At 74.4% G+C, this 23649-nt stretch carries 20 protein-coding genes; 11 read left to right on the forward strand and 9 right to left on the reverse strand.

The window, feature by feature from the left end:
- The first annotated feature begins 258 nt into the window (after window positions 1-258).
- Window positions 259-666, forward strand: coding sequence for a YciI family protein (locus ACWGKU_RS21160; protein ID WP_359908576.1), 408 nt, complete (start codon window positions 259-261; stop codon window positions 664-666).
- An 8-nt stretch (window positions 667-674) separates the two neighbouring features.
- Window positions 675-1832, forward strand: coding sequence for an RNA polymerase sigma factor (locus ACWGKU_RS21165; protein ID WP_452180751.1), 1158 nt, complete (start codon window positions 675-677; stop codon window positions 1830-1832).
- A 43-nt stretch (window positions 1833-1875) separates the two neighbouring features.
- On the opposite strand, the gene ACWGKU_RS21170 is transcribed toward ACWGKU_RS21165, so the two are convergent.
- The 5 genes from ACWGKU_RS21170 to ACWGKU_RS21190 all read right to left on the reverse strand — a co-directional run bounded on the left by ACWGKU_RS21170 (window position 1876) and on the right by ACWGKU_RS21190 (window position 7435).
- Window positions 1876-3186, reverse strand: a complete 1311-nt coding sequence (locus tag ACWGKU_RS21170) for a DUF58 domain-containing protein (RefSeq protein ID WP_380548144.1) — start codon at window positions 3184-3186, stop codon at window positions 1876-1878.
- Window positions 3187-3313: 127 nt separating this feature from the next.
- Window positions 3314-4324, reverse strand: coding sequence for an AAA family ATPase (locus ACWGKU_RS21175; protein ID WP_380358103.1), 1011 nt, complete (start codon window positions 4322-4324; stop codon window positions 3314-3316).
- Entirely contained in the window at window positions 4321-5541 is a 1221-nt protein-coding gene (locus ACWGKU_RS21180; protein ID WP_401049994.1) for a DUF4350 domain-containing protein, read from the reverse strand. The genes ACWGKU_RS21175 and ACWGKU_RS21180 overlap by 4 nt, the downstream gene beginning before the upstream one ends.
- Window positions 5538-6239, reverse strand: a complete 702-nt coding sequence (locus ACWGKU_RS21185) for a DUF4129 domain-containing protein (RefSeq protein WP_452180752.1) — start codon at window positions 6237-6239, stop codon at window positions 5538-5540. Before ACWGKU_RS21185 ends, ACWGKU_RS21180 begins: the two co-directional genes overlap by 4 nt.
- Before the next feature lie 5 nt (window positions 6240-6244).
- Window positions 6245-7435, reverse strand: a complete 1191-nt coding sequence (locus tag ACWGKU_RS21190) for a glycerophosphoryl diester phosphodiesterase membrane domain-containing protein (RefSeq protein WP_452180753.1) — start codon at window positions 7433-7435, stop codon at window positions 6245-6247.
- Window positions 7436-7744: 309 nt separating this feature from the next.
- On the opposite strand from ACWGKU_RS21190, the gene mtrA reads away from it, so the two are divergent.
- From mtrA to ACWGKU_RS21205, 3 genes are read left to right on the forward strand one after another with little or no spacing between them, the layout of a single operon-like run.
- Window positions 7745-8422 (forward strand): MtrAB system response regulator MtrA, encoded by a 678-nt coding sequence (gene mtrA, locus ACWGKU_RS21195; protein ID WP_030247322.1) that lies wholly within the window; start codon window positions 7745-7747, stop codon window positions 8420-8422.
- A gap of 1 nt (window position 8423) precedes the next feature.
- Window positions 8424-10535, forward strand: coding sequence for an MtrAB system histidine kinase MtrB (mtrB, locus tag ACWGKU_RS21200; RefSeq protein ID WP_380358111.1), 2112 nt, complete (start codon window positions 8424-8426; stop codon window positions 10533-10535).
- A complete protein-coding gene (locus ACWGKU_RS21205; RefSeq protein WP_401051687.1) occupies window positions 10510-12399 on the forward strand; it encodes an LpqB family beta-propeller domain-containing protein in 1890 nt (629 codons plus the stop codon). Before mtrB ends, ACWGKU_RS21205 begins: the two co-directional genes overlap by 26 nt.
- Before the next feature lie 65 nt (window positions 12400-12464).
- Here ACWGKU_RS21205 and ACWGKU_RS21210 read toward each other — a convergent pair whose 3' ends face one another.
- Window positions 12465-13193 (reverse strand): ComF family protein, encoded by a 729-nt coding sequence (locus ACWGKU_RS21210; protein WP_380548157.1) that lies wholly within the window; start codon window positions 13191-13193, stop codon window positions 12465-12467.
- 369 nt (window positions 13194-13562) lie between these two features.
- Between ACWGKU_RS21210 and hpf the strand changes: the two genes are divergently transcribed.
- A complete protein-coding gene (gene hpf / locus ACWGKU_RS21215; protein ID WP_359908558.1) occupies window positions 13563-14258 on the forward strand; it encodes a ribosome hibernation-promoting factor, HPF/YfiA family in 696 nt (231 codons plus the stop codon).
- 195 nt (window positions 14259-14453) lie between these two features.
- Window positions 14454-15206 carry a response regulator transcription factor gene (locus tag ACWGKU_RS21220; RefSeq protein WP_359908555.1) on the forward strand — a complete coding sequence of 251 codons (753 nt, stop codon included), beginning with the start codon at window positions 14454-14456 and terminating at the stop codon, window positions 15204-15206.
- A gap of 12 nt (window positions 15207-15218) precedes the next feature.
- Here the strand turns inward: ACWGKU_RS21220 and ACWGKU_RS21225 are convergent, their stop codons facing one another.
- Both ACWGKU_RS21225 and ACWGKU_RS21230 read right to left on the reverse strand, forming a co-directional pair.
- Window positions 15219-16421: a winged helix-turn-helix domain-containing protein gene (locus ACWGKU_RS21225; protein ID WP_452181050.1), complete on the reverse strand. Its 1203-nt coding sequence runs from the start codon at window positions 16419-16421 to the stop codon at window positions 15219-15221.
- Between the two features lie 142 nt (window positions 16422-16563).
- On the reverse strand, window positions 16564-17121 hold the full coding sequence (locus tag ACWGKU_RS21230; protein WP_452179329.1) for a GNAT family N-acetyltransferase: 558 nt from the start codon (window positions 17119-17121) through the stop codon (window positions 16564-16566).
- Between the two features lie 265 nt (window positions 17122-17386).
- Here ACWGKU_RS21230 and secA point away from each other — a divergent pair, with 265 nt between their 5' ends.
- Window positions 17387-20149: a preprotein translocase subunit SecA gene (secA, locus tag ACWGKU_RS21235; RefSeq protein WP_452179328.1), complete on the forward strand. Its 2763-nt coding sequence runs from the start codon at window positions 17387-17389 to the stop codon at window positions 20147-20149.
- Window positions 20150-20250: 101 nt separating this feature from the next.
- On the opposite strand, the gene ACWGKU_RS21240 is transcribed toward secA, so the two are convergent.
- Entirely contained in the window at window positions 20251-20718 is a 468-nt protein-coding gene (locus tag ACWGKU_RS21240) for an Rv3235 family protein (protein ID WP_452179327.1), read from the reverse strand.
- Between the two features lie 334 nt (window positions 20719-21052).
- Here ACWGKU_RS21240 and ACWGKU_RS21245 point away from each other — a divergent pair, with 334 nt between their 5' ends.
- The 3 genes from ACWGKU_RS21245 to ACWGKU_RS21255 all read left to right on the forward strand — a co-directional run bounded on the left by ACWGKU_RS21245 (window position 21053) and on the right by ACWGKU_RS21255 (window position 23543).
- Complete coding sequence (locus ACWGKU_RS21245; RefSeq protein WP_452179326.1) at window positions 21053-22183, forward strand: patatin-like phospholipase family protein; 1131 nt, start codon at window positions 21053-21055, stop codon at window positions 22181-22183.
- A 146-nt stretch (window positions 22184-22329) separates the two neighbouring features.
- A complete protein-coding gene (locus ACWGKU_RS21250) occupies window positions 22330-22839 on the forward strand; it encodes a DUF6912 family protein (protein WP_380548173.1) in 510 nt (169 codons plus the stop codon).
- A gap of 47 nt (window positions 22840-22886) precedes the next feature.
- Window positions 22887-23543, forward strand: coding sequence for an HAD family hydrolase (locus ACWGKU_RS21255; protein ID WP_452179325.1), 657 nt, complete (start codon window positions 22887-22889; stop codon window positions 23541-23543).
- The last annotated feature ends 106 nt before the right edge of the window (window positions 23544-23649 follow it).

Raw genomic sequence — 23649 nt, forward strand, 5'->3', positions numbered from 1 at the left:
CTGCAGGGGGGACCCTGTGGGAGAGTAGGACGCCGCCGAACAATTCTTCAGAAGAACCCCCATCCGGGATCCGGATGGGGGTTCTTCGCGTTTCCGGGCCCAACGGGCCCAACGGGCCCAACGAGGCTTACGGGCTGACAGGCCGGCCGCGGGTGGGCCGAAAAAATCTCGGCCGGCCGTGTCGAGAACCCGTGCCCGGCACCGTCCCCGGGGTGAACGCGGCCAGAATGGGTCGCACCGAGCTCCGAGGAGACGACGATGGCCAAGTATCTGCTGCTGAAGCACTACCGGGGGGCCCCGGACGCGGTCAACTGCGTGCCGATGGACCAGTGGACGCCGGAGGAGGTCACGGCGCACATCACCTACATGCAGGACTTCGCGGACCGGCTGGAGAAGACCGGCGAGTTCGTCGACGGTCAGGCGCTCGCACCCGAGGGGACGTGGGTCCGGTACGACGGCGAGGGGCGTCCGCCGGTCACCGACGGTCCGTTCGCGGAGACCAAGGACCTCATCGCCGGCTGGATGGTGATCGACGTCGACAGCTACGAGCGCGCCGTCGAGCTGGCCGGGGAGCTGTCGGCCGCGCCCGGGGCCGGGGGGAAGCCGATCCACGAGTGGCTGGAACTGCGCCCGTTCCTCGCCATGCCGCCGACCATCACGGAGTGACCTGCCCGATGAACGAGGCCCTGTTGAGGAGCCTCACGCCGAGCGTCATCGGTGTCCTCGTCCGCCGCGGAGCGGATTTCGCGGCGGCCGAGGACGCCGTGCAGGAGGCGCTGGTCGAGGCGGTTCGGGTCTGGCCCGCCGGGCAGCCGCGCGACCCCAAGGGCTGGCTGGTCACCGTGGCCTGGCGCAAGTTCCTGGACGCGGCCCGGTCGGATGCCGCCCGGCGCCGTCGGGAGGACCTGGTCGAGCAGGAGCCGGGGCCGGGACCCGCGGCCGGTGCGGACGACACGCTCCAGCTCTACTTCCTGTGCGCCCACCCCTTGTTGACGCCCTCTTCGGCCGTCGCGCTGACCCTGCGTGCGGTGGGCGGGCTGACCACCCGCCAGATCGCCCGGGCCTACCTGGTGCCCGAGGCGACGATGGCGCAGCGGATCAGCCGGGCCAAGCGCGCCGTCTCCGGCGTCCGGTTCGATCAGCCCGGGGACGTCGCCACCGTGCTCCGGGTGCTCTACCTGGTCTTCAACGAGGGCTACTCCGGCGATGTCGACCTCGCGGCCGAGGCGATCCGACTCACCCGGCAGCTCGCGGCGGTGATCGATCACCCGGAGGTGGCGGGGTTGCTGGCCCTGATGCTGCTGCACCACGCCCGGCGGGCCGGCCGGACCGGGCCCGACGGTGCGCTGGTGCCGCTGGCCGAGCAGGACCGCGCCCGCTGGGACACCGGACTGATCGCCGAGGGCATCGGGATCCTGCACAGGGCCCTGGCCCGGGACCGGCTGGGCGAGTTCCAGGCCCAGGCTGCCGCCGCGGCGCTGCACGCCGACGCTCCCACCGCCGAGGAGACGGACTGGGTGCAGATCGTCGAGTGGTACGACGAGCTCGTCCGGCTGACCGCCAGTCCGGTGGTGCGGCTCAACCGCGCGGTGGCGGTCGGTGAGGCCGACGGTCCGCGCGCCGGGCTGGCGGAGCTCGCCGAGCTGGACGACGCGCTGCCCCGGTACACGGCGGTGGCGGCGTACCTCCACGAGCGCGACGGGGACGCGGCGACGGCGGCGCGGCTGTACGCGGAGGCGGCGCTCAAGGCGTCCAACCTCGCCGAGCGCGAGCACCTGACCCGTCAGGCGGCCCGACTCAACGCGTGGTTGAGGGGGCGGACCCAGGAGTGACGGGGCGTCGGAACAGCCCGAGCGGCATCCGGAGGGCAGCGGCTCAGAGCCGGCCGGCGGCCTTCAGCGCCAGGTAGGTGTCGGCCAGGGCCGGGGCGATCCGGGCCGGCGGGGCGTCCAGGACGGTGACGCCGTGGCGGGTGAGGCGCTCGGCGGTGGCCCGGCGGTCGGCGCGGGTCTGTTCGGCGGCCGCCGCGCCGTAGACCGCGTCCAGGGTGCCCCGCCCGGCGGCGAGGACCTCCAGCTGCGGGTCGGCGACGGAGGCGAGGACGACCTCGTGGCGCTTGGTGAGCATGGGCAGCAGCGGGCGCAGCCCGTCCTCGACGGGGGCCGCGTCGAGGCCGGTGAGCAGCACGATCAGCGAGCGCTGGGGGGCCATCTTGAGTGCGGTGGCCACCAGTGAGCGCATGTCGGTCTCGTGCAGGGCGGGTTCCAGCCCGGCCATCGCGTTGGTGAAGGCGGGCAGTACCTCGTGGGCCGAGCTGCCGGCCACGGTGACGCGCTTGCGGGAGTCGTGGGCGAGCAGGTCGACCCGGTCGCCGGCCCGGGTGGCGAGGGCGGTGAGCAGCAGCGCGGCGTCGAGGGCGGCGTCCAGGCGGGGTGCGTCGCCGACCCGGCCGGCCGAGGTGCGGCCGGTGTCGAGGACGACGAGGATGTGCCGGTCGCGTTCGGGGCGCCAGGTGCGGACGGCGACGGTGTTCCGGCGGGCGCTGGCGCGCCAGTCGATGGAGCGGACGTCGTCGCCGGGCAGGTACTCGCGCAGGGAGTCGAACTCGGTGCCCTGGCCGCGGGTCAGTACCGAGGTGCGGCCGTCGAGTTCGCGCAGCCGGGCGAGCCGGGAGGGCAGGTGCTTGCGGCTGGCGAACGGGGGCAGTGCGCGGACCGTCCAGGGGACGAGGTGCGAGCCCTGGCGGCCGGCCAGGCCGAGCGGGCCGAGCGAGCGGACCGTCACCCGGTGGGCGTGGTGGTCGCCGCGGCGGGTGGGGGTGAGCACGGTGGTGATCCGGCGCCGCTCGCCGCCGGGGAGGGTCAGGGCGTGCCGGGAGGCGGCCTCGGCGGTGCCGGGGCGCCAGGCGGACGGGGCCCAGGCGTCGCGGACCAGGCCGCGGAGCAGTCGGCCGGACGGGTTGGTGACGGTCAGTTCGACCGTGGCGGGCTCGCCGAGCCGCACGGTGGTGTCGCCGCTCCGTCCGAGCCGCAGGCCGCGGACCGGGGCGGCGAGCACCAGGTCGACCGCGACGGCGACCAGCACCGCACCGGTGACCAGGCCGATCCCGGTCCAGGACGGCAGCAGCAGGCCCACGACGAGCGCGCCGAGTGCGGCGAGCAGGGCGGTTCGCCCGGTGAGGGCCATGCGGTGCGCTCCTTCGGAAGCCCGTGAGTCGGTGGCCCGTGGGCCGGTAGCCCGTGGGCCGGAGGGCCGGAAACGGGTGTGGTGCGGTGGGGTGCGGGACGGCGTGCCGCGGTGGGGTGTGCCCGGGTCAGCGGGGTGCGGGCGTCTGGGCGAGGACGGCCTGGATGACGGAGTCGGCGGTGACGCCCTCCATCTCGGCCTCGGCGCGCAGCGCGACCCGGTGCCGCAGGGTGGGCAGGGCGAGCGCCTTGACGTCGTCCGGGGTGACGTAGTCGCGGCCGGCCAGCCAGGCCCAGGCGCGGGAGGCGGCGAGCAGGGCGGTGGCGCCGCGCGGGGAGACGCCGATCGACAGCGACGGGGACTGCCGGGTGGCCCGGCAGAGGTCGACGATGTAGGCGAGGATCTCGGGGGAGACGGTCAGCTTGGCGATCTGCTCGCGGGCGGCGACCAGGTGCTCGGGCCCGGCGACCGGGCGGACGCCGGCCGCGCGGAGGTCCCGGGGGTCGAAGCCGGCGGCGTGCCGGGAGAGCACCTGGAACTCCTGGTCGCGGTCGGGCAGCGGCAGGATCAGCTTGAGCAGGAAGCGGTCCAGCTGGGCCTCGGGCAGCGGGTAGGTGCCCTCGTACTCGACCGGGTTCTGGGTGGCGGCGACCAGGAACGGGACGGGCAGGGCGCGCGGTTCGCCGTCCACCGTGACCTGGCGCTCCTCCATGGCCTCCAGCAGGGCGGCCTGGGTCTTCGGAGGGGTGCGGTTGATCTCGTCGGCGAGCAGCAGGTTGGTGAAGACCGGGCCGGGCTGGAAGGAGAACTCGGCAGTGCGGGCGTCGTAGACGAGCGAGCCGGTGACGTCGCCGGGCATCAGGTCGGGGGTGAACTGGATGCGCTTGGTCCCCAGGCTGAGCGCGGTGGACAGGGTGCGCACCAGCAGGGTCTTGGCGACGCCGGGGACGCCCTCCAGCAGCACGTGGCCGCCGCAGAGCAGGGCGACGACCAGGCCCGTGACGGCGGCGTCCTGGCCGACCACGGCCTTGCCGATCTCGGCGCGCAGGGCGGTCAGCGCGGTGCGCGGGTCGGTGGCGGGGGTAGCGGGTGCCGTGCCGGGGACGGAGCGGAGCTGGGCGGTTGCCTGGTCGGTCACGGGTTCCGTACCTGCCTTTCGAGGGCGTCGAGGTCGTCGGCGAGCCGCAGCAGTGCGGCGTCGTCGGTCGGGGGCGGGCCGTACAGCAGGGCCCGGACGTCCCCGGCGGGCCGGGCGGGCAGCCGGTCGGCCACGGCGACGCAGAGCGCGTCGGAGTCGGGTGCGCCGGCCCGGAGCGGGACGCCCAGGGCGGGGGCGAGGCGGTGGGCGGTGGCGCCGCGCAGCGCCTCGGCGGCGCGGCCGCGGGCCCTGGCCCGCCGGTACAGGCGGGCGCGGCCCTCGGTGGTCTCGGCGGCGCGGACCACCACGGGCAGGTTCTCGCTGACGACCGGGCCGAGCCGGCGCCCGCGCCAGAGGGCGGCGAGCACGGCGGCGACGGCGAGCTGGTAGCCGGCCCAGTGCCAGCCGCTCGGCAGGAAGTCACCGAAGGTCTTGGTGCGGGCTTCCTCGGGGAGCGGGGCGGAGTAGTCGGGCAGGTGCCAGGTGAGGCGGGGCTGCGAGCCGAGCAGGCCGAGGGCGAGGGAGGCGTCGCCGTCCTTGGTCAGTTCGCCGTTGTGCAGGAAGGTTCCGCTGCCGAGCACGATGACGTCGCGGTCGCCGTCGCCGACCGGGAGGCCGACCAGCGGGTAGCCGTGGCCGCGGGAGTAGCAGCCCTCGCCGCGGCTGCCGCTGGTGTAGAGCATGCCGCCCTGCTGGGCGCTGCCGGCCCGGACGGCCTCGGTGAGCGTGCAGTCCGCGGGGGTGGAACGGACGGAGGCGTAGGCCGGTCCGCCCGCGTCGTCGGACAGCCGGATGCCGGGGGCGAGCGCGGTGAGCGCGGCCGGGCCGGGGGCGACCAGGACCAGCCGCCGGTGCCGGGCGGCGGCGACGGCGCGCAGCTGGGCGGGGCCGAGCAGGTCGGGTTCGGGCAGCACGAGGGTGTCCGGTCCGGCCGGGGTGGTGGTCGGGTCGGTGCTGAACTCGGCCTTGATGCCCTGGCGTTCGAGCAGGGCGACGACGGCGTGGGCGCCGTCGCGGTCGTACGAGCGCGGGTCCAGCGGCGGGTAGCGGCGGTCCTGGTCGAGGGCGGACACGGCGGCGGCGCCGATCAGCAGGGCGGCGAGGACGGCCAGGTACCAGCGGGCCCGGCGCCACAGGCCGCGCGTGGTGGGGGTGAGGCTGGTCGGGGCGCCGGGTGCCTCGGTGCCGGGCGGGGGTGTGGGGACGGTACCGGTCATGCCGCTCCTCCCGGGGTCGGGGCCGGGACGGCGGCACCGGCGGTGTCGGGCGCGAGGACCGGGCGGGTGCGCTCCAGGGTCCGGTCGAGCTCGTGCAGCAGCCGGTAGGCGTCCTGGTCGGCGGTGCGCTCGCCGTACGCGATGTCGTCGAAGGTCCGGGCGGCCGCGGCCAGTGCGGCGGCGTGCTCGGGCAGCGCCCGGCCGGCGTCGGTGGCGGCCTCGTCGGCGGTGCGGCCGGGGCGGATGTCGAGCAGGGTGCGCTCCTCCAGGCTGCGCACCAGGGCGCGCATCTGCTCGCGGACGGCTTCGGTCCAGCGTCCGGCGGCGGCGTGCCCGGCGGCGTCCGCCCGGTACTGGTCGGCGCTGCGCGGGCCCTCGGTGCCGTACACGTCCGGGACGGTGCGGGCGGCGCGGCGGGGTGCGCCGAGGCGCCACCAGAGCGCGGCGCCGATCAGCACCGCGACGATCAGGAAGAGGATCAGTCCGGTGGTGCCGGTGGTGCCGTCGCCGGAGATGCTGTCGAGCGCTCTGGCGATGTGGTCGTAGATCCAGTCCGTGATCCGCTGCAGCACGGACGGGTCGTGCCTGTGGTACTCCGCGTCGAGCAGTTCGTCGCGGGCGGCCTCGCGCGCCGGGTCACGCGGCACGGTGACCGGTGCGCCGCCCGCGGCGAGCAGCCCTTCCCCCCAGTTCGGCATCCGGCTCAGCGCCTCGCTGACGTCGGGTCGCCCGGGCCGCCGCCCCAGCCGGTGCCGCCGTGCTCGGGCAGGCCGGCCGCGCGGGCGAGCTCGATGTCCAGGGCCTCGCGGCGGATCCGCTGGTCGATGTAGACCAGCACGCCGACGGCGGCGATGAACGGGGTGGTGAAGGTGCCGGCGATGATCCCGGCGACCGCCAGCAGGAGCAGCATGGCGACGCCCTGGTCGGCGCTGTCGGGCAGGCCCTGGCGGCCGAGCTTCTCGAAGCCCAGCAGCAGGCCGATGAACTGGGCCGGGACCACGACGACCATCGCGACGACGAACGCCAGCACGTAGCCCAGCACGGTGATGCCGAGGACCCGCCACCAGGCGCCGCGGACCAGGCGCCACGAGCGCGACAGCGCCGTCAGCACGCCCTGCTTCTCCAGCATCAGGGCCGGGGCGGCGAGGCTGAAGCGGATCCACAGCCAGACGGCGACCGGCAGGGTCAGCAGACCGACCAGGCTCAGCAGGCCGGTGACGGCGGCGGAGCCCTGGCCGGCGAGGCCGTACCCGGCCATGGGGGCGAAGCCGAGCAGGATCACACCGGGGCCCATCAGGGCGGTGAGCAGGGTCAGCCCGAGCAACTGGAGCAGCCGGGGGCGGGCGTCGCGCCAGGCCTCCCCGGCGGTCACCGACCGGCCGAGGACGGCTCGGCTGACCACGATGGTGAGCAGCGCGGTGGCGAACACGTTGAGCAGCAGCTCCAGCGGCAGCCCGGCCAGCAGCCGCAGGGTCTGGGTGGACTCGCCGGTCTTCCCCTTGACCAGCAGGTTGACCACGACGGAGCCGGCCTGGGAGAGCACGGCGAGGCCGAGCGAGAGCGCGAGCACGGTGCGCCAGTGCCGGCGGACGGTGGTGACGGCACCGTCCAGCAGCTCGCCGAAGCTCAGCGGGCGCAGCGGGATGACGCCCGGCTTGGGGCTCGCCGGGGCGCCCCAGCCGTACGGGCGGTGGCCGCCGGGAGGCTGCTGCCCCCACTGCTGCCCCCACTGCTCTCCGGGCCGGGGGGCGCCGGCCGGGCCGGGGCGGCCGGCGGTGTCCTGCGGTGGTGCCGACGGCCCGGGCACGGCGGCGGGCGCGTCGGCCGGGGGCCGGGCGTCGTCGCGGGGCGGCTCGGACGAGCTGGGCGAGGCCCAGCCCGGGGTGTCGGTCATCACTGCTCCTCGGAGGGCGTCACGGGCGCGACTGCGAACGGATCTTCCGCCCGCGCGCAGCGCCCATCGTGCCATGGGGCCGGAAACCGGCCCCATGGCGATCCGGTTGCTGATCGGCAACGGTCCTCGGCGGCGGGCCGGGCGGTGGTCCGCAGCGGGTCCGCGGTGGGTCCGGAGGGGGTCGGGAGGCGTTCCCGGCGGGCGCATTCGCCCGGTATGGCCGGAATGCACCGGTGGGGGAGTTGGCCGTTCTGGAGCATTGGCACTGCTGTGCGGCAGGTCACAATCCGGTAATGAGAAGATGGACGCATGAAGGGACGCGTCCTCGTCGTTGATGACGACTCCGCACTGGCCGAGATGCTCGGCATCGTGCTGCGGGGTGAGGGTTTTGAGCCGTTTTTCGTCGCGGATGGGGACAGGGCGCTAGCGGCGTTCCGGGAGACCAAGCCGGACCTGGTCCTGCTGGACCTGATGCTGCCCGGTCGGGACGGCATCGACGTGTGCCGGCAGATCCGGGCGGAGTCGGGCATCCCGATCGTGATGCTGACCGCGAAGACCGACACGGTCGACGTGGTGGTGGGTCTGGAGTCCGGCGCCGACGACTACGTCACCAAGCCGTTCAAGCCCAAGGAGCTGGTGGCCCGGGTGCGTGCGCGGCTGCGCCGCGCCGAGGAGCCCACGCCCGAGCAGCTGACCATCGGCGACCTGGTGATCGACGTGGCCGGCCACTCGGTGAAGCGGGACGGCCGGGGCATCCCGCTGACCCCGCTGGAGTTCGACCTGCTGGTCGCGCTGGCCCGCAAGCCCTGGCAGGTGTTCACCCGCGAGGTGCTGCTGGAGCAGGTCTGGGGCTACCGCCACGCGGCGGACACCCGCCTGGTCAACGTCCATGTGCAGCGCCTGCGTTCCAAGATCGAGAAGGACCCGGAGCGCCCCGAGATCGTGGTGACCGTCCGCGGCGTCGGCTACAAGGCCGGACCCAGCTGACGTGACGGACCGGGCAGACGACACCCCGTCGGGTTCCGCGGCCGACGGGGCCGGTGCCGTGCGCGGCGACGTGCTGAGTTCGACCACCCGCCGCCGGCGAGGCCCTTCCGCCGTGGTGGCGCTGGTCAAGCGTCAGCTGCGCCGCCCCGTGCACCGGGTGGCCACGCTCTACCGCCGGTCGATCCAGCTGCGCGTGGTCGCGGTGTCCCTGCTCGCGTCCATCGCGGTCGTCCTGGTGCTGGGTGTGGTCGTGGTGGCGCAGGTGCGCACCGGCCTGCTCGACACCAAGATGGACGCCGCCCGCGCGCAGGCCCGGATCGGCTTCCAGGTCGAGCAGAAGAAGATCGACGAGGCCCGGGACCAGAAGCTGCGGGGCACCGCCGACCCGACCGTCGACGAGACCGGCACCTGGCTGCTGCGGCAGGTCAACGACCTGGCCGGGAGCGGGCAGACCGTCTACTCGGTGATCGCCATGGCCCCCGGCACCGGCGCCGTCGTCCCCGACACCGCCGGCTTCGCGCCGCGCTACTCGGGCGACATCCAGCCGATCAGCATCCCGGACGCCCTGCGGGCCAAGCTCGCCTCCGAGCCCGGCCAGATGTTCGACCAGCCGACCCGGATCCACCGCTCGCCCGAGAGCGGCGGGAAGTCCGAGCCCGGGCTGGCCCTCGGCATGCAGTTCGTCGGTCCGGCCGCGGCCGGGAACAGCTACCAGATGTTCTACGTGTTCTCCTTCGGCCAGGAGACCGACACCCTCAACCTGGTCACCGGCACCCTGGCGACCGCCGGGGTCTTCGTGGTGATCCTCATGGGCGGCATCGCCTGGGTCGTGGTGCGCCAGGTGGTCACCCCGGTCCGGATGGCCGCCGGGATCTCCGAGCGGCTCGCCGACGGCCACCTGGAAGAGCGGATGAAGGTCACCGGGACGGACGACATCGCCCGCCTCGGCGAGTCCTTCAACCGGATGGCCAACGCCCTCCAGGCGCAGATCCGGCAGCTGGAGGAGCTGTCCCGGGTGCAGCGGCGGTTCGTCTCGGACGTCTCGCACGAGCTGCGCACCCCGCTGACCACGGTCCGGATGGCCGCCGACCTCATCTACGACAGCCGCGAGGACCTGGACCCGATGGCGGCCCGCTCGGCGGAGCTGCTCCAGGGCCAGCTGGACCGCTTCGAGTCGCTGCTCGCCGACCTGCTGGAGATCAGCCGCTTCGACGCCGGCGCCGCGATCCTGGACGCCGAGCCGGTCGACCTGCGCGAGATCGTCGCCCGGGTGGTCGAGGCCGCCGAGCCGCTCGCCGAGGCCAAGGGCAGCGCCGTGGTGATCCGCGGCGACGGCGAGCCGGTGCTGGCCGAGGTGGACTCCCGACGGATCGAGCGCATCCTGCGCAACCTGGTGGTCAACGCCCTGGAGCACGGCGAGGGCCGTGACGTGGTGGTCCGGCTGGGCTCCGCGGACGGCGCGGTCGCGGTCGGCGTGCGCGACTACGGCATCGGACTCAAGCCGGGCGAGGCGTCCCGGGTGTTCCACCGTTTCTGGCGGGCCGACCCGTCCCGGGTGCGGACCACCGGCGGCACCGGTCTCGGCCTGTCCATCGCCGTCGAGGACGCCCACCTGCACGGCGGCTGGCTCCAGGCCTGGGGCGAGCCCGGCGGCGGCTCGCACTTCCGGCTCACCCTGCCGCGCACCCGCGGCGGCGAGATCACCCGTGCGCCGTTCCGGCTGGAGCCGGAGGACTCCCGCAACAACCGGGGCCTGGGCGCGCAGGGCACGCCGTACCGGCGGGCGATCAGCCCGTCCGGGGCGACGGCGACGGCCGCGGTCGAGGACCAGGCGGAGACGCCGGAGGCCGTGGGCAGCAGCCTCGGCAGCGGGCTCGGCGGGGTGCTGAACATCGGCCCCGGGCTGGGCCGGAGCCGACTGCCGGAGGGGCCGCGCGCGGACCCCTCGGGCGTGTGGACGGCCGCCGGGTACGGGGCCACCGGCGCCCAGGTCATGGTGGACCCGACGCCCGGACGGCCGTCGGTGGCACAGCGGACGGCGGAGCCGGACGTGACGGGCGGGACGACGGACGCGGAGGGGTCGCAGCGTGCGAGGGACGAGCAACAGGACTGAGCCGAGGCTCCTCGCGGCGGTCGGCACGCTGGTCGGCGCCCTGGTGGCGAGCGGCTGCGCGACCATGCCGGATTCCGGCGGCATCGCCCGGGTGGAGCTGCCCCAGGGGTCGGCCGACAAGAACCTGCAGGCCCGGGTCTACCCGGTGGCACCCGGCCGGGGCGCCAAGCCGCGCGAGCTGCTGACCGGGTTCCTGGACGCGGTGACCGCCGACGAGGGGTACGACACCGCGCGCAAGTACCTCACCGAGAGCGCCGCCGCGGAGTGGAAGCCCGAGGCGGAGATCCGGGTGCTCTCGTCCACGACCATCCCGGGCGGCCAGGACGTCACCGACGCGGACACCACGGTCTCGGTGCCGGTGAGCGGGCAGTTGGTCGCCACCGTCGACGAGAAGCACTCGTACCAGCTGGTCGCCGGGCAGAACAACGTCTCCTCCGACTTCACCTTCGTCCGGGAGAAGGACGAGTGGCGGATCGACAAGCTGCCGACCGGCGTGATCATGAACGAGACCAACTTCCGGAACAGCTTCCGGCAGGTCGCGCGGTTCTTCTACACCGCGCCCGACCCGTCGGCGGTGGCCTCCGGGAACGTCGGCCAGGAGGTGCTGGTCGCCGACCCGGTCTACCTGCGGCGCCGGATAGACCCGCTGGCCACGGCGGCCCAGGCGGTGGCCGACGGGCCCTCGACCTGGCTCTCGCCGGTGGTCCGGACGGCGTTCCCGAGCGGCGTCAGGGTCGAGCGGGTGACCATCGACGACGGCAGGGTCGCCCACCTGCAGATCGGCGGGGTCGACCTCGGCGAGCCGATGGCCTGCCGGCGGATGGCGACCCAGTTCTTCTACACCCTCGCCGACCAGGGCAAGGGCCAGGTCGAGCGGCTGGAGCTGAAGGGGCCGCACGGTTCCTGCACCGTCGGCCGCGGCGACGAACCGCCCACCGGCCCCGGTGCGCTGGCCGGGCCGACGCCCGGGAAGCAGTACTACCAGCGTGCCGACGGCGCCCTGGTGGCGACCGACGAGGGGGGCCCCGGAGATCCGGTCCGCGGCGTCCTCGGCAAGCCGCAGTCGAACACCAAGCCGCCGCTCGGCGCCGTCGCGGTCGGCCGCAGCGGCACCCAGGTCGCGGCGATCAGCGAGGACGGCCACCAGGTCTACTCGGTGCCGCTGTCGGACAGCGCGGTGACCATGGGCGAACCGGTGCTCAGCTCTCCGGCCAAGGGCGGCGACAAGGAGGACGGCTTCGCCTCGCCCACCTGGGACGGCCGCGGCGACCTCTGGGTGGTGGACCGCAACAAGCAGGCCCCGCGGGTGGTGATGGTGCGCGGCGCCAAGTCGTACACCGTGCCGGTCGAGGGGCTGACCGGGCAGACCGTGCAGTCGCTGAAGATCTCCTCGGACGGCGTCCGGGTCGCCCTGGTGGCCAGGACCCCGGGCTCGGCCGTCCGCTCGCTGTGGTTCGGGCTGGTGGTGCACGACGGCACCCCGCAGGCGCCGACCGTGAAGATCACCGGGCTGCGCCGGGCCGCCCCCACGCTCACCGACGTCGCCTCGGTGTCCTGGGCGGAGACCGACCAGCTGCTCGTGCTCGGCAAGGAGGCCGACCGGACCCAGCAGCTGTACTTCATCAGCACCGACGGCTCGCAGAGCACGGACACCCAGCTGCAGAGCGCCGAGAGCATGACGACCGTCGCGGCCTCGGAGTCCCGGGGGGACAGCCTGACCCAGGCACCGCCGGTGCTCGCGATGGGCGAGGTCAAGCAGGCGGACGGCAAGCCGAGCGAGATCAAGGCCTTCCGCCTGGTCAACCACCAGTGGCGGGAAGCCTCGCTGATCGACAAGCCCCGGTCCTTCCTCTACGCGGGCTGACGGCGCGTCCGGGCGGGCCGACGGGCCTTCCCGGGGGCCCGCCGCGCGAGCTGACGCGGCGGCGGTCAGCCGGCCGGGCGCGCGGTGGCCGCGACCGTGGCCCCGGCCCGGGCCGGCAGGCCGGCGTCGGCCAGCGCCCGGGCGGCCTCGGCCAGGCTGGCCCCGGTGGTCACCAGGTCGTCCACCAGCACCGGGTGACGGCCCGCGAGGCCCGTGGGCCCGGTCCGGGCGCGCGGCAGCACGGTCAGTGCTCCGCGCAGGTTGCGGCGCCGCTCGGCCGCGTTCAGCCCGGCCTGGTCGGCGACCGGCCGGGTGTGCCGCAGCAGCGGCGCGGCCCGGACGTCCAGGCCGGTCCGGCGCAGTGAGCGGGCGGCCGCCCCGGCCAGCCGCAGCGTCGGATCGTGCCCGCGGGCGCGGACGGCCGAGCGGGCCGAGGGCATCGGGACCAGCAGCAGCGGCGCGGCCCCGGCCCGTGCCCCCAGGGCGGAGCGCACCGCCCGTCCGAGGGCCTCGCCGAGCGGCCCGGCCAGCCGCAGCGCGCCCCGCTCCTTGTGGGCGAGCAGCAGCTGCCGGACCGCACCGGTGTACGGCGCGGCGGCGTGCGTCCAGGGCAGCAGGGTCGGGGCCGGCCGTGCGGTGGCCAGCGCGCGCCGGCAGGCCGGGCAGAGCTGGGTGCGCTCGCTGCCGCAGCCCGCGCAGTCGGCGGGCAGCAGGACGTCCAGCAGCCCGGCCAGTGCGTGGCCGAACGGCCCTTGGGCGGCCGGCGGGCGGGTGGCGGAGGGGGACGGCGGCACGGCTGCTCCTGGCGGTGGCAGGCACGGAGAGTCAGCACAGGATCCGCCGTATGGGGGGCGTTGTCCAGGTATTTACCCATACTTCACCCGCGAGAGGGTAGACAGGGTGGACCAGCTTGACCGCCCGACCGCAGTATCGGGTCATACCCTCCTCATCGCCTGGGGAGGCGGAAAACCCGTGTGAGGTGTTCGATAAGGCCCAGGGGGTTTCAACCGTCCCTGGTGGGGAGGAAGTGAGGTGAGGGCCAGTCGTTTCCCGCCGCTGGCGGCGGGGGCGGGGGGCCGGCAGTGGATGGGCTGGTCCAGCTGGGTCTCAGTCCGGTCCGGTAGCACCCGGATCGGCGTCAGCACGAGGGATCGGAGTTCTGCGTGGACATCGTCGTCAAGGGCCGCAAGACCGAGGTGCCCAAGAGGTTCCGCGAGCACGTGGCCGAGAAGCTGGAGAAGGTCCAGAAGTTCGACGCCAAGGCCATCAGCCTCGACGTCGAGGTGTCCAAGGAGCACAACCCGCGGCAGGCCGACCGCTCCGATCGGGTCGAGATCACTCTCCGCAGCCGCGGCCCCGTGATCCGGGCCGAAGCCGCCGCCGCCGACCCGTACGCGGCGCTCGACCTGGCCTCGGCGAAGCTCGACGCGCAGCTGCGCAAGTCCGCGGACCGGCGTCGGGTGCACAAGGGCGGCGCGAACGGCCGCACCCCGATCAGCGTCGCCGAGGCGACCGCGGCCCTGGCCGCGCTCCCGGCCACGACGGCGCCGGAGGGCGAGACGAACGGCGCCGTCCGCAAGACCATGATGGGATCCCTGGAAGTGGAGGGCGAAGGCCCGCTGGTGGTCCGGGAGAAGACGCACCCGGCCGCCCCCATGGCGCTGGACCAGGCGCTCTACGAGATGGAGCTGGTCGGCCACGACTTCTACCTCTTCGTGGAGAAGGACAGCGGCCTGCCGAGCGTGGTCTACCGCCGGCACGGTTACCACTACGGCGTCATCCACCTGCAGACCGACCTCGCGGCCGGGCCGGGCAGCGGGGCGGGCGGCGCGATCGGCGGGTCCGACGACGAGGACTGACCGTCCGAGCGGTGATGGAGGGGTGACCCCGGCGGCCCTGGCCGCCGGGGTCACCGGCGTTCGGGCGTGTCCGCCGTTCGGGGCGCCCGGCGAAGGGGTCACCCGATGCGGGGGAATCGACACCGGAGGGTGACCGCAGCGGGTTCGGGGCGTGGAATGATTGGCGCACGACGACCCGCGAAGGGGGAGGAGCGGATGGGGGATCACTTCGGGCTGGGGCCCGGGTCCGGGCCAGGGCTGCCGTTGGGGGCGGAGGACGAGTCCGCGTACGAGCCGCGCCGGAGTGAGCCGATCCGCGTCCTGGTGGTGGACGACCACGCGCTGTTCCGCCGCGGGCTGGAGATCGTGCTCGCGGAGGAGCCGGACATCAAGGTCGTCGGCGAGGCGGGGGACGGCGCCGAGGCCGTGCTGAAGGCCGCCGACCTGCTGCCCGACATCATCCTCATGGACGTCCGGATGCCGCGCCGCAGCGGGATCGAGGCCTGTACGGCGATCAAGGACGTGGCGCCCAGCACCAAGATCATCATGCTGACGATAAGCGACGAGGAGGCCGACCTCTACGAGGCGATCAAGGCGGGGGCCACCGGCTACCTGCTCAAGGAGATCTCCACCGACGAGGTCGCCACCGCGATCCGCGCGGTCGCCGACGGGCAGTCGCAGATCAGCCCCTCGATGGCGTCCAAGCTGCTCACCGAGTTCAAGTCGATGATCCAGCGCCGCTCCGACGACCGGGACCTGGTGCCCGCGCCCCGGCTCACCGACCGGGAGCTGGAGGTGCTCAAGCTGGTGGCGACCGGGATGAACAACCGGGAGATCGCCAAGGAGCTGTTCATCAGCGAGAACACCGTGAAGAACCACGTGCGCAACATCCTGGAGAAGCTCCAGCTGCACTCCAGGATGGAGGCCGTGGTGTACGCGATGCGGGAGAAGATCCTCGAAATAGGGTGAGCCGGGCGGGACTCAGCGGTCCGTCAGCAGTTTCTCCAGGGTCGGGCGCAGCCGCTCGTCGTGCAGCGTCCCGACCCGCACCCCGTCGCAGCCGACCCAGTCGGCCGCCTCGCGCAGCGCCGTCGCCAGTGCCTCGACGTGCCGGGCACCGCCGCCGTCCAGCGAGATCTGCCGGGCGACCAGGGTGCGCCCCTCGCGGGCCGGGTCGACCCGGCCGACCAGCCGGCCGCCGGTTAGCAGCGGCATCGCGAAGTAGCCGTGCACCCGCTTGTGCTTGGGCGTGTACGCCTCCAGCCGGTGCGTCATGCCGAAGATCCGCTCGGTGCGGGCGCGGTCCCAGACCAGCGAGTCGAACGGCGAGAGCAGCGTGGTGCGGTGGCGCCCGCGCGGGGCGGTGGCGAGGGCGGCCGGGTCGGCCCAGGCCGGGGCCGGGTCGCCGTCCGGGCCCCAGCCGGCCACCTCGACCGGGACGAGCCCGCTGTCGGCGAGCACCGGGTCCAACTGCTCGGCGCGCAGCCGGTGGTAGTCCAGCAGATCGGCCCGGGTGGCCACGCCGAGCGCGGCGCCGGCCTGGCCGACCAGGGTGCGCAGGCAGTCCTCGTCCGACCGGTCCTGCCCGAACAGCTCGGCCGGGACGGCCTGTTCGGCCAGCGCGTAGACCCGCTTCCAGCTCCGGCGCTCGGTGCAGACCACGTCCCCGAAGGCCAGCGCCCGCTCGACCGCGATCTTGGTGTCGGACCAGTCCCACCACTCGGCGGTCCGCTTGGCGCCGCCCAGCTCGGTGGAGGTCAACGGCCCCTCGGCGCGCAGCTTGTCGAGCACGGCGCGGTAGGTCTCGGGCGCGACCTGGTGGCCCCAGAGGTGGCCGCGGTCGCGGTAGCGGCGGCGCCGGAAGGCGAACAGCGGCCACTCCTCGACCGGCAGGACGCAGGCCGCGTGCGACCAGTACTCGAAGCTCGTGCCGCCGCCCCAGTAGGCCGCCTCGACGGCCGGGCGGCCGACCGCGCCGAGCCGGGCGTACGGCACCAGCTCGTGCGAGCGGGCGAGCACCGAGATGGTGTCCAGCTGGACGGCGCCCAGGTGCCGCAGCACCCCGCGCACCCCGCCGCGGCGGTCCGGCGCGCCCAGCAGGCCCTGGGCGCGCAGGGCGATCCGGCGGGCGTCGTCCGCGCTGAGGACGGCGACGGGGGCGGGGCGGGGGTCAGCGGCGGTCATGCCGGGGAGCGTAGCCCCGGGCACTGACAGCGCGGGCCGGGGCCGGGGTGCGGCCCGCAGCGGCCCGCAGCGGCCCGCAGCGGCCCGCAGGGCCCGCAACGGCCCGCAACGGCCTGCGGGCCCGGGCCGGCCCCCCGAGGCCTCAGACCAGGTCGGAGGGCAGCAGGGAGGCGATCCAGGCGTCGTGGAAGACGCCGCGCTGCTCGGCGTACGAGCGCAGGGTGCCCTCGAAGCGGTAGCCGGCCTTCGCGGCGACCGCGCGGGAGCCCTCGTTGCCGACGTAGGCCTGCCACTCCAGGCGGCGCAGGCCGAGCTCGCGCAGGCCGAAGAGGGAGACGGCGCGCGCGGCCTCGGTGGTGTAGCCGCGGCCGCGGAACTCCTTCACGGCCCACCAGCCGATCTCGGCGGAGCCCGGGTCGTGGGCGCGCAGGACGAGCCCCTGGGACCCGACCAGGGCGCCGGACTCGCGCTCGAACACGCACCAGATCCGGTTCGCTCCGGTGCGCCAGCCCGCGATGGCGAGATCGCGCACGAAGAACTCCGCGTCCTCGCGCCGGTACGGGGACGGAACGACCGTCCAGCGCTGGATCTCCGGATCCTGGCAGGCCGCGAAGACGGCGTCGACGTCGGATTCCTGCGGGGCGCGCAGGACGAGCCGCTCGGTGGTCAGGACGACCGGTTCGGTGCTGGTTTCTTCCATGAACGGATTATTTCGCCGGGTGAGGCGGCCGGGCATCCGAATATCCCGCCGGTCCGCCCGCCCGGCAGGAGGCCGATTCCGGGGCTCGCCGACCGTTTTGCCCCGGTGGGCGGTGCTATCGGGCCATGTGCCCGCGGGGGTGACACGGGAATACCGTGCTGACGCACCTCCCGGGGGGTTGGACTCCTCGCATACGATGGCCCGTGCGGTGGGGTGACCCGCCGTGCAGTCGTCCAGTGCCAATACAGGCAAGGAGCCCGCTCACGTGTCCGTCTTCGACAAGATCCTGCGCGCCGGCGAGGGCAAGATCCTTCGCAAGCTGCAGCGGATTGCTGCCCAGGTCAACTCCATCGAAGAGGACTTCGTCAACCTCACCGACGCCGAGCTGCGCGCACTGACCGACGAGTACAAGCAGCGGCTCGTCGACGGCGAGAGCCTGGACGACATCCTCCCCGAGGCGTTCGCCACCGTCCGCGAGGCCGCCAAGCGCGTGCTCGGCCAGCGGCACTACGACGTCCAGCTGATGGGCGGCGCCGCCCTGCACTACGGGTACGTCGCCGAGATGCGCACCGGTGAGGGCAAGACCCTCGTCGGCACCCTGCCCGCGTACCTGAACGCGCTGACCGGCAAGGGCGTCCACCTGATCACGGTCAACGACTACCTCGCCGAGCGCGACTCGGAGTGGATGGGGCGGGTGCACCGCTTCCTCGGCCTTGAGGTCGGCGTGATCCTGGGCAGCATGACGCCCGTCGAGCGCAAGCGCCAGTACGGGATGGACATCACGTACGGCACGAACAACGAGTTCGGCTTCGACTACCTGCGCGACAACATGGCCTGGTCGCAGGACGAACTCGTCCAGCGCGGCCACTACTTCGCGGTCGTCGACGAGGTCGACTCGATCCTGATCGACGAGGCCCGCACCCCGCTGATCATCTCCGGCCCGGCCGACCAGGCGACCAAGTGGTACGCCGACTTCGCCAAGCTGGTGCAGCGCCTGAAGATCGACCGCGACTACGAGGTCGACGAGAAGAAGCGCACCGTCGGCATCCTGGAGGAGGGCGTCAGCCGGGTCGAGGACTACCTGGGCATCGACAACCTCTACGAGTCGGTGAACACCCCGCTGGTCGGCTTCCTGAACAACGCCATCAAGGCGAAGGAGCTGTACAAGCGGGACAAGGACTACGTCGTGATGAACGGCGAGGTCATGATCGTCGACGAGCACACCGGCCGCATCCTGGCCGGCCGCCGCTACAACGAGGGCATGCACCAGGCGATCGAGGCCAAGGAGGGGGTGGAGGTCCAGAACGAGAACCAGACCCTGGCCACCATCACCCTGCAGAACTTCTTCCGCCTGTACGACAAGCTGGCGGGCATGACCGGTACCGGCACCACCGAGGCCGCCGAGTTCCACCAGATCTACAAGCTCGGCGTGGTGCCGATCCCGACCAACAAGACGCCGCTGCGCATCGACCAGCCCGACCTGATCTACAAGTCGGAGCCGGCCAAGTTCGCCGCCGTGGTCGAGGACATCGCCGAGAAGCACGAGAAGGGCCAGCCGGTGCTGGTCGGCACCGTGTCGGTCGAGAAGTCCGAGTACCTGTCGCAGGAGCTGCGCAAGCGCGGCATCCCGCACGAGGTGCTGAACGCCAAGCACCACGAGCGCGAGGCGCAGATCGTCGCGCAGGCCGGCCGCAAGGGCGCCGTCACCGTCGCCACCAACATGGCCGGCCGTGGTACCGACATCATGCTCGGCGGCAACTCCGACCACCTCGCGGCGGCCGAGCTGGCGCAGCGCGGGCTGACCCCGACGGACACCCCGGAGGAGTACGAGGCCGCCTTCCCGGCCGCGCTGGAGAAGGCCAAGGCCTCGGTCAAGGCCGAGCAGGACGAGGTCAAGGAGGCCGGTGGCCTCTACGTCCTCGGCACCGAGCGGCACGAGTCCCGCCGGATCGACAACCAGCTGCGCGGCCGCTCCGGCCGTCAGGGCGACCCGGGCGAGTCCCGCTTCTACCTGTCGCTGGGCGACGACCTGATGCGCCTGTTCAAGGCCGGCATGGTCGAGCGCGTGCTCTCGATGGCCAACGTCCCGGAGGACGTGCCGATCGAGTCCAAGATGGTCACCCGCGCCATCGCCTCCGCGCAGACCCAGGTCGAGCAGCAGAACTTCGAGATCCGCAAGAACGTCCTCAAGTACGACGAGGTGCTCAACCGCCAGCGCGAGGTCATCTACGGCGAGCGCCGCCGGGTGCTGGAGGGCGAGGACCTCCAGGAGCAGGTCGGCCACTTCATGGACGACACCGTCGAGGCGTACGTCCGGGCGGCCACCGGTGAGGGCTTCGAGGACGACTGGGACCTGGAGAAGCTCTGGACCGCGCTCAAGCAGCTCTACCCGGTCACCCTGGACCTGGAGGAGCTGGAGGAGGAGGCCGGCGGCCAGGCCGGTCTGACCCCCGAGTTCCTGATCAAGTCCATCCAGGAGGACATCCAGGGCCAGTACGGCGCCCGCGAGGACCAGCTGGGCGCCGAGATCATGCGCGAGCTGGAGCGCCGGGTCGTGCTGTCGGTGCTGGACCGCCGCTGGCGCGAGCACCTCTACGAGATGGACTACCTCCAGGAGGGCATCGGCCTGCGGGCCATGGCGCAGCGCGACCCGCTGATCGAGTACCAGCGCGAGGGCTTCGACATGTTCACCGCGATGATGGAGGGCATCAAGGAGGAGTCCGTCGGCTACCTGTTCAACCTGGAGGTCCAGGTCGAGCAGCAGGTCGAGGAGGTCCCGGTCGAGGACGCCCAGGTGGTGCTCGACAAGCTGGAGAAGGACGCCGCCCGCCCGGAGATCAAGGCCAAGGGCCTGGAGGCCCCGAAGCCGCAGCGGCTGCACTACACGGCCCCCTCGGACGAGGTCGGCGGCGGCGTCATCGAGGGCGACTTCGAGGACCTCGCGCCGGAGGACGAGGGCGACGGGCTGACCCGCGCCGAGCGCCGCAAGGCCGCGAAGTCGGCCAAGGGCCGTCGCCGCAAGGGCTGAGCCGGCCGCCGGACACCAGCCAGGACGCCACGCAGGGCGCCGTTCCCGGACCGGGACGGCGCCCTGCGCCGTCGTGTACCGCCGGGGGTGCGGCGGGGCGCTCACCGGGCCTCCACGGCGGTGCACTGCCACTGCCCGGCCGGGCCGCGCTGCTCCAGCCGGAAGGCCACCACGTGGTGGCGCCGGCCGAGGTCGACCCGCACGCAGGCCTCGACCGCGTCCGGGGCGGGCGAGCGGTCGTGCACCGGGCCGAGCCGGGGCCGGTCGGCGGGGCCGCCGCGGCGCAGCGCTCCGGCCCGTACCAGCGAGGCGAGCTGTCCGTAGCCGGCCAGGCTGGTGTGCCGCATCAGCTGGCCGGAGGGCCGGGCGCCGGTGAGCACCTCGACCAGCCGGTGGGCGAACCGGGCGGCCAGCGCCCCGGAGTCGGGTCCGGGGGAGTCGGGTCCGGGGGAGGCGGTGCAGGCGGCGCGCGGGTGGCGCGGCCGGCGGCCGACCGGGTCGCAGCCGCCGGCGTCGCGCGGACGGCGGTGCGGGTGGGCGGTGGGATGGGCGGTGAACCGGACGGTCACGGGGTGGCTCCTCGGCTGGGTGGTGCGGGTACGGACGGGTCCAGGCTGGAGGCGTCCGGCGCGGGGCGGCAACGGGTTTCCTGAGTGCCCGGGGCAGGCTTTGGAGTTCACCTATCCGGGCGAACCGGCCAGTGCGGCGACGGGCCGGACGGGCCGGTCGGCGGCGCCCGGTTGACGTGCGGGGACGGACCGTACGGCCCGAAAGGGGACGCTCCGACTGGGCGGACCGGGTGGCGGCGCGCGGCTGCCGCGTTGCGCCGTACCGGCCCGGAGCGCACCATCGGACCCTGACCGGGAGCGGACGGCCGGGCTCCCACGACGAGGGGCGGCCGGTATGGCGACACGGGTGGCGGCGTCGGCCGCGGGCACCGCTCCGCCCGCCGCGGGCGGTCCCCGGCGCGGCCTGGTGCTGGGCGGCGGCGGGATGCTCGGCGCGGCGTGGACGGTCGGTGCGCTGTGCGCCGTCGAGGAGGCCACCGGGCGGCAGCCGGGCGAGGCCGACGTCCTGCTCGGCACCTCGGCGGGCGCGATCCTCGCCGCGATGCTGGCCGGCGGCGTCCGCCCCGAGCACCTGCGCGACCACCAGCGCGGCCTGCCGATCACCGAGGGCCCGCTGGCCGGGGTGGCCTTCGACTACGACACCGCCGTCGGCGGTGCGCTGCCGCCCCGCCCGCGGGCCGGCATCGGCTCGCCGGGGCTGCTGCGCGACGCCGTCCGGCATCCGCGCGAGTACCCGCTGCTGACCATGGTCTCGGCGCTCGCACCGCACGGCCGGGGCTCGCTGGCGCCGGTCGGCGAGCTGGTGCGCGGCCTGCTCGGCGACACCGGACCGCTCGGCGGCGGTGGACCGGCCGGCGACGACGGCCGGCCGGAGCCCGGCGGCGGGGGATCGCCGCTGCGGGTGGTGGCCGTGGACTACCGCAGCGGCCGCCGGGTCGTCTTCGGCGACCCGGGCGCCCCGGCCGTCCCGGTGCCCGACGCCGTGATGGCCTCCTGCGCGATCCCCGGCTGGTTCATGCCGGTGCGGCTGGACGGCTCGGCGTACGTGGACGGCGGCTGCTGGTCCGCCACCAACGCCGACCTGATGCTCGGCCGGGGGCTGGACGAGGTGTACGTGCTCGCCCCGATGGCGCTGCGGCTGGACCCCCGGCCGGGGCGGGCCGGGCGGCGGGGCGGGCTCGCGTCCGGCCGCGACACCCTGGCCGCCCTGCGCGAGTGGCGCGCCCGGGAACGCCCCCGCGGCGTGCTCGCCCAGCTGGTGAGCCGCTACCGCCACGCCGTCACCCGGCAGCTGCTGCGCGAGGCCGCGCTGCTGCGGGCCGAGGGCGTCCGGGTGCTGCTGCTCGCGCCGACCCCGGCGGACCTCGCGGCGATGGGCCCGAACATGATGGACCCGGCCCGCCGCGGCGCGGTCCTGGAGAGTGCCCTGCGCACCGGCCGGGAGGCGCTGCGGCCCCGGCGGTGAGGGCCCGGCCCGGGACCGGAGGCGATCACGGGCCGTCCGGCGGCGCCTATTCTTGGGGCGCTGGAGTCTTGGGGCGCCGGAGAATCGGTGCTGCTGGACGAACCCCGCTGGACGAACCCTGCTGGACGAACCGGAGAGTGCCACCGATGCGCGTGTACGTGCCCACCACCCTGACCGGCCTGGCGGCGGCGCGCGAGGGCGGCGCCCTGGACCAGTCCGCCGCGTACGCCGTGACGCCCGCGCTGCGCGAGTGGTACGTCAGCGACGACCTGGAGGAGCTGGAGTACGCGGCGCTGAACCGGGCCGCGCAGTCCTCGCTGCGGCTGCTGGCCGCCGACCCGCAGGCCCCGTGCCGCCGGGTGGTGGTGGCGCTGGACGTGGCCGACGCGTCGGTGCGGCCCTTCCCCGGGGACGAGTACCAGGACCAGGCCTCGCTCGGCCGGGTGGTTCTGGCCGGCCCGGTGCGGCTGGCCAAGGCGGCCGCGGTGCACGCCGACGTGGCCGACGACGAGGTGGTCACGGACGTGGCGGCGGCGGTGGCGGCGGTGGCCGCGGCCGACGCGGGCGACCAGGACGCCCAGTTCACCGTGGACGGCGCGGAGGACCACGACCTGCTCTGGTACGCGACCCAGGAGATCCCCTCCCTGCTCGCGTGAGGTCCGTCCTACCGGCGTGTCACCCGGTCGGGTTACCGTTTCACCCTGTGCGCACTCACATCGTTTGGGACTGGAACGGCACGCTCTTCCACGACATGGAGGCGGTGCTCGGGGCGAGCAATGCCGCGTTCGCGACCGTCGGCATCGAGCCGATGAGCCTCCAGGAGTACCGCGAGCAGTACGAGATCCCGATCCCCCGCTTCTACCAGCGCCTGCTCGGCCGGATGCCCTCCGCGCAGGAGTGGGCGAGGCTCGACGACGCGTTCCACGACCACTACCGGGAGCTCAGCGCCTCCTGCGGGCTGACCGAGGGCGTGCGCGAGCTGATGGACGGCTGGCGGGCGGCCGGGAACAGCCAGTCGCTGCTGTCGATGTACGAGCACGACGCGCTGCTGCCGCTGGTCGACACCTTCGGCCTTGCCGGCGGCTTCCTGCGGGTGGACGGCCGCAGCGGCCCGTCCGGCGGCCAGAAGGCGGAGCACCTGACCCGGCACCTGGCCGCGCTCGGCGAGCGGGTGGACCCGGCCCGTACGGTGCTGATCGGCGACGCCGCGGACGACGCCGTGGCGGCGCTCGGCGCGGGCGCCCACGCGGTGCTCTACACCGGCGGTTCGCACACCCGGGAGAAGCTGGAGCCGGTCGGCGTCCCGGTGGTGGACAGCCTGGCCGAGGCGGTCGAGCTGGCGGGCCGGATCGCGGGCTGAACCCCGGGCCCTGCCGTCCCCGGCCGGACCGCGGGGCCTCCCGCCGTTCCGGGCCGGACCGCGGGCCCCGGGAAGCGGGCGGACGTGGCGGGCGCCACGTACGCCG

It is taken from the genome of Kitasatospora sp. NPDC054768, from assembly GCF_053612025.1.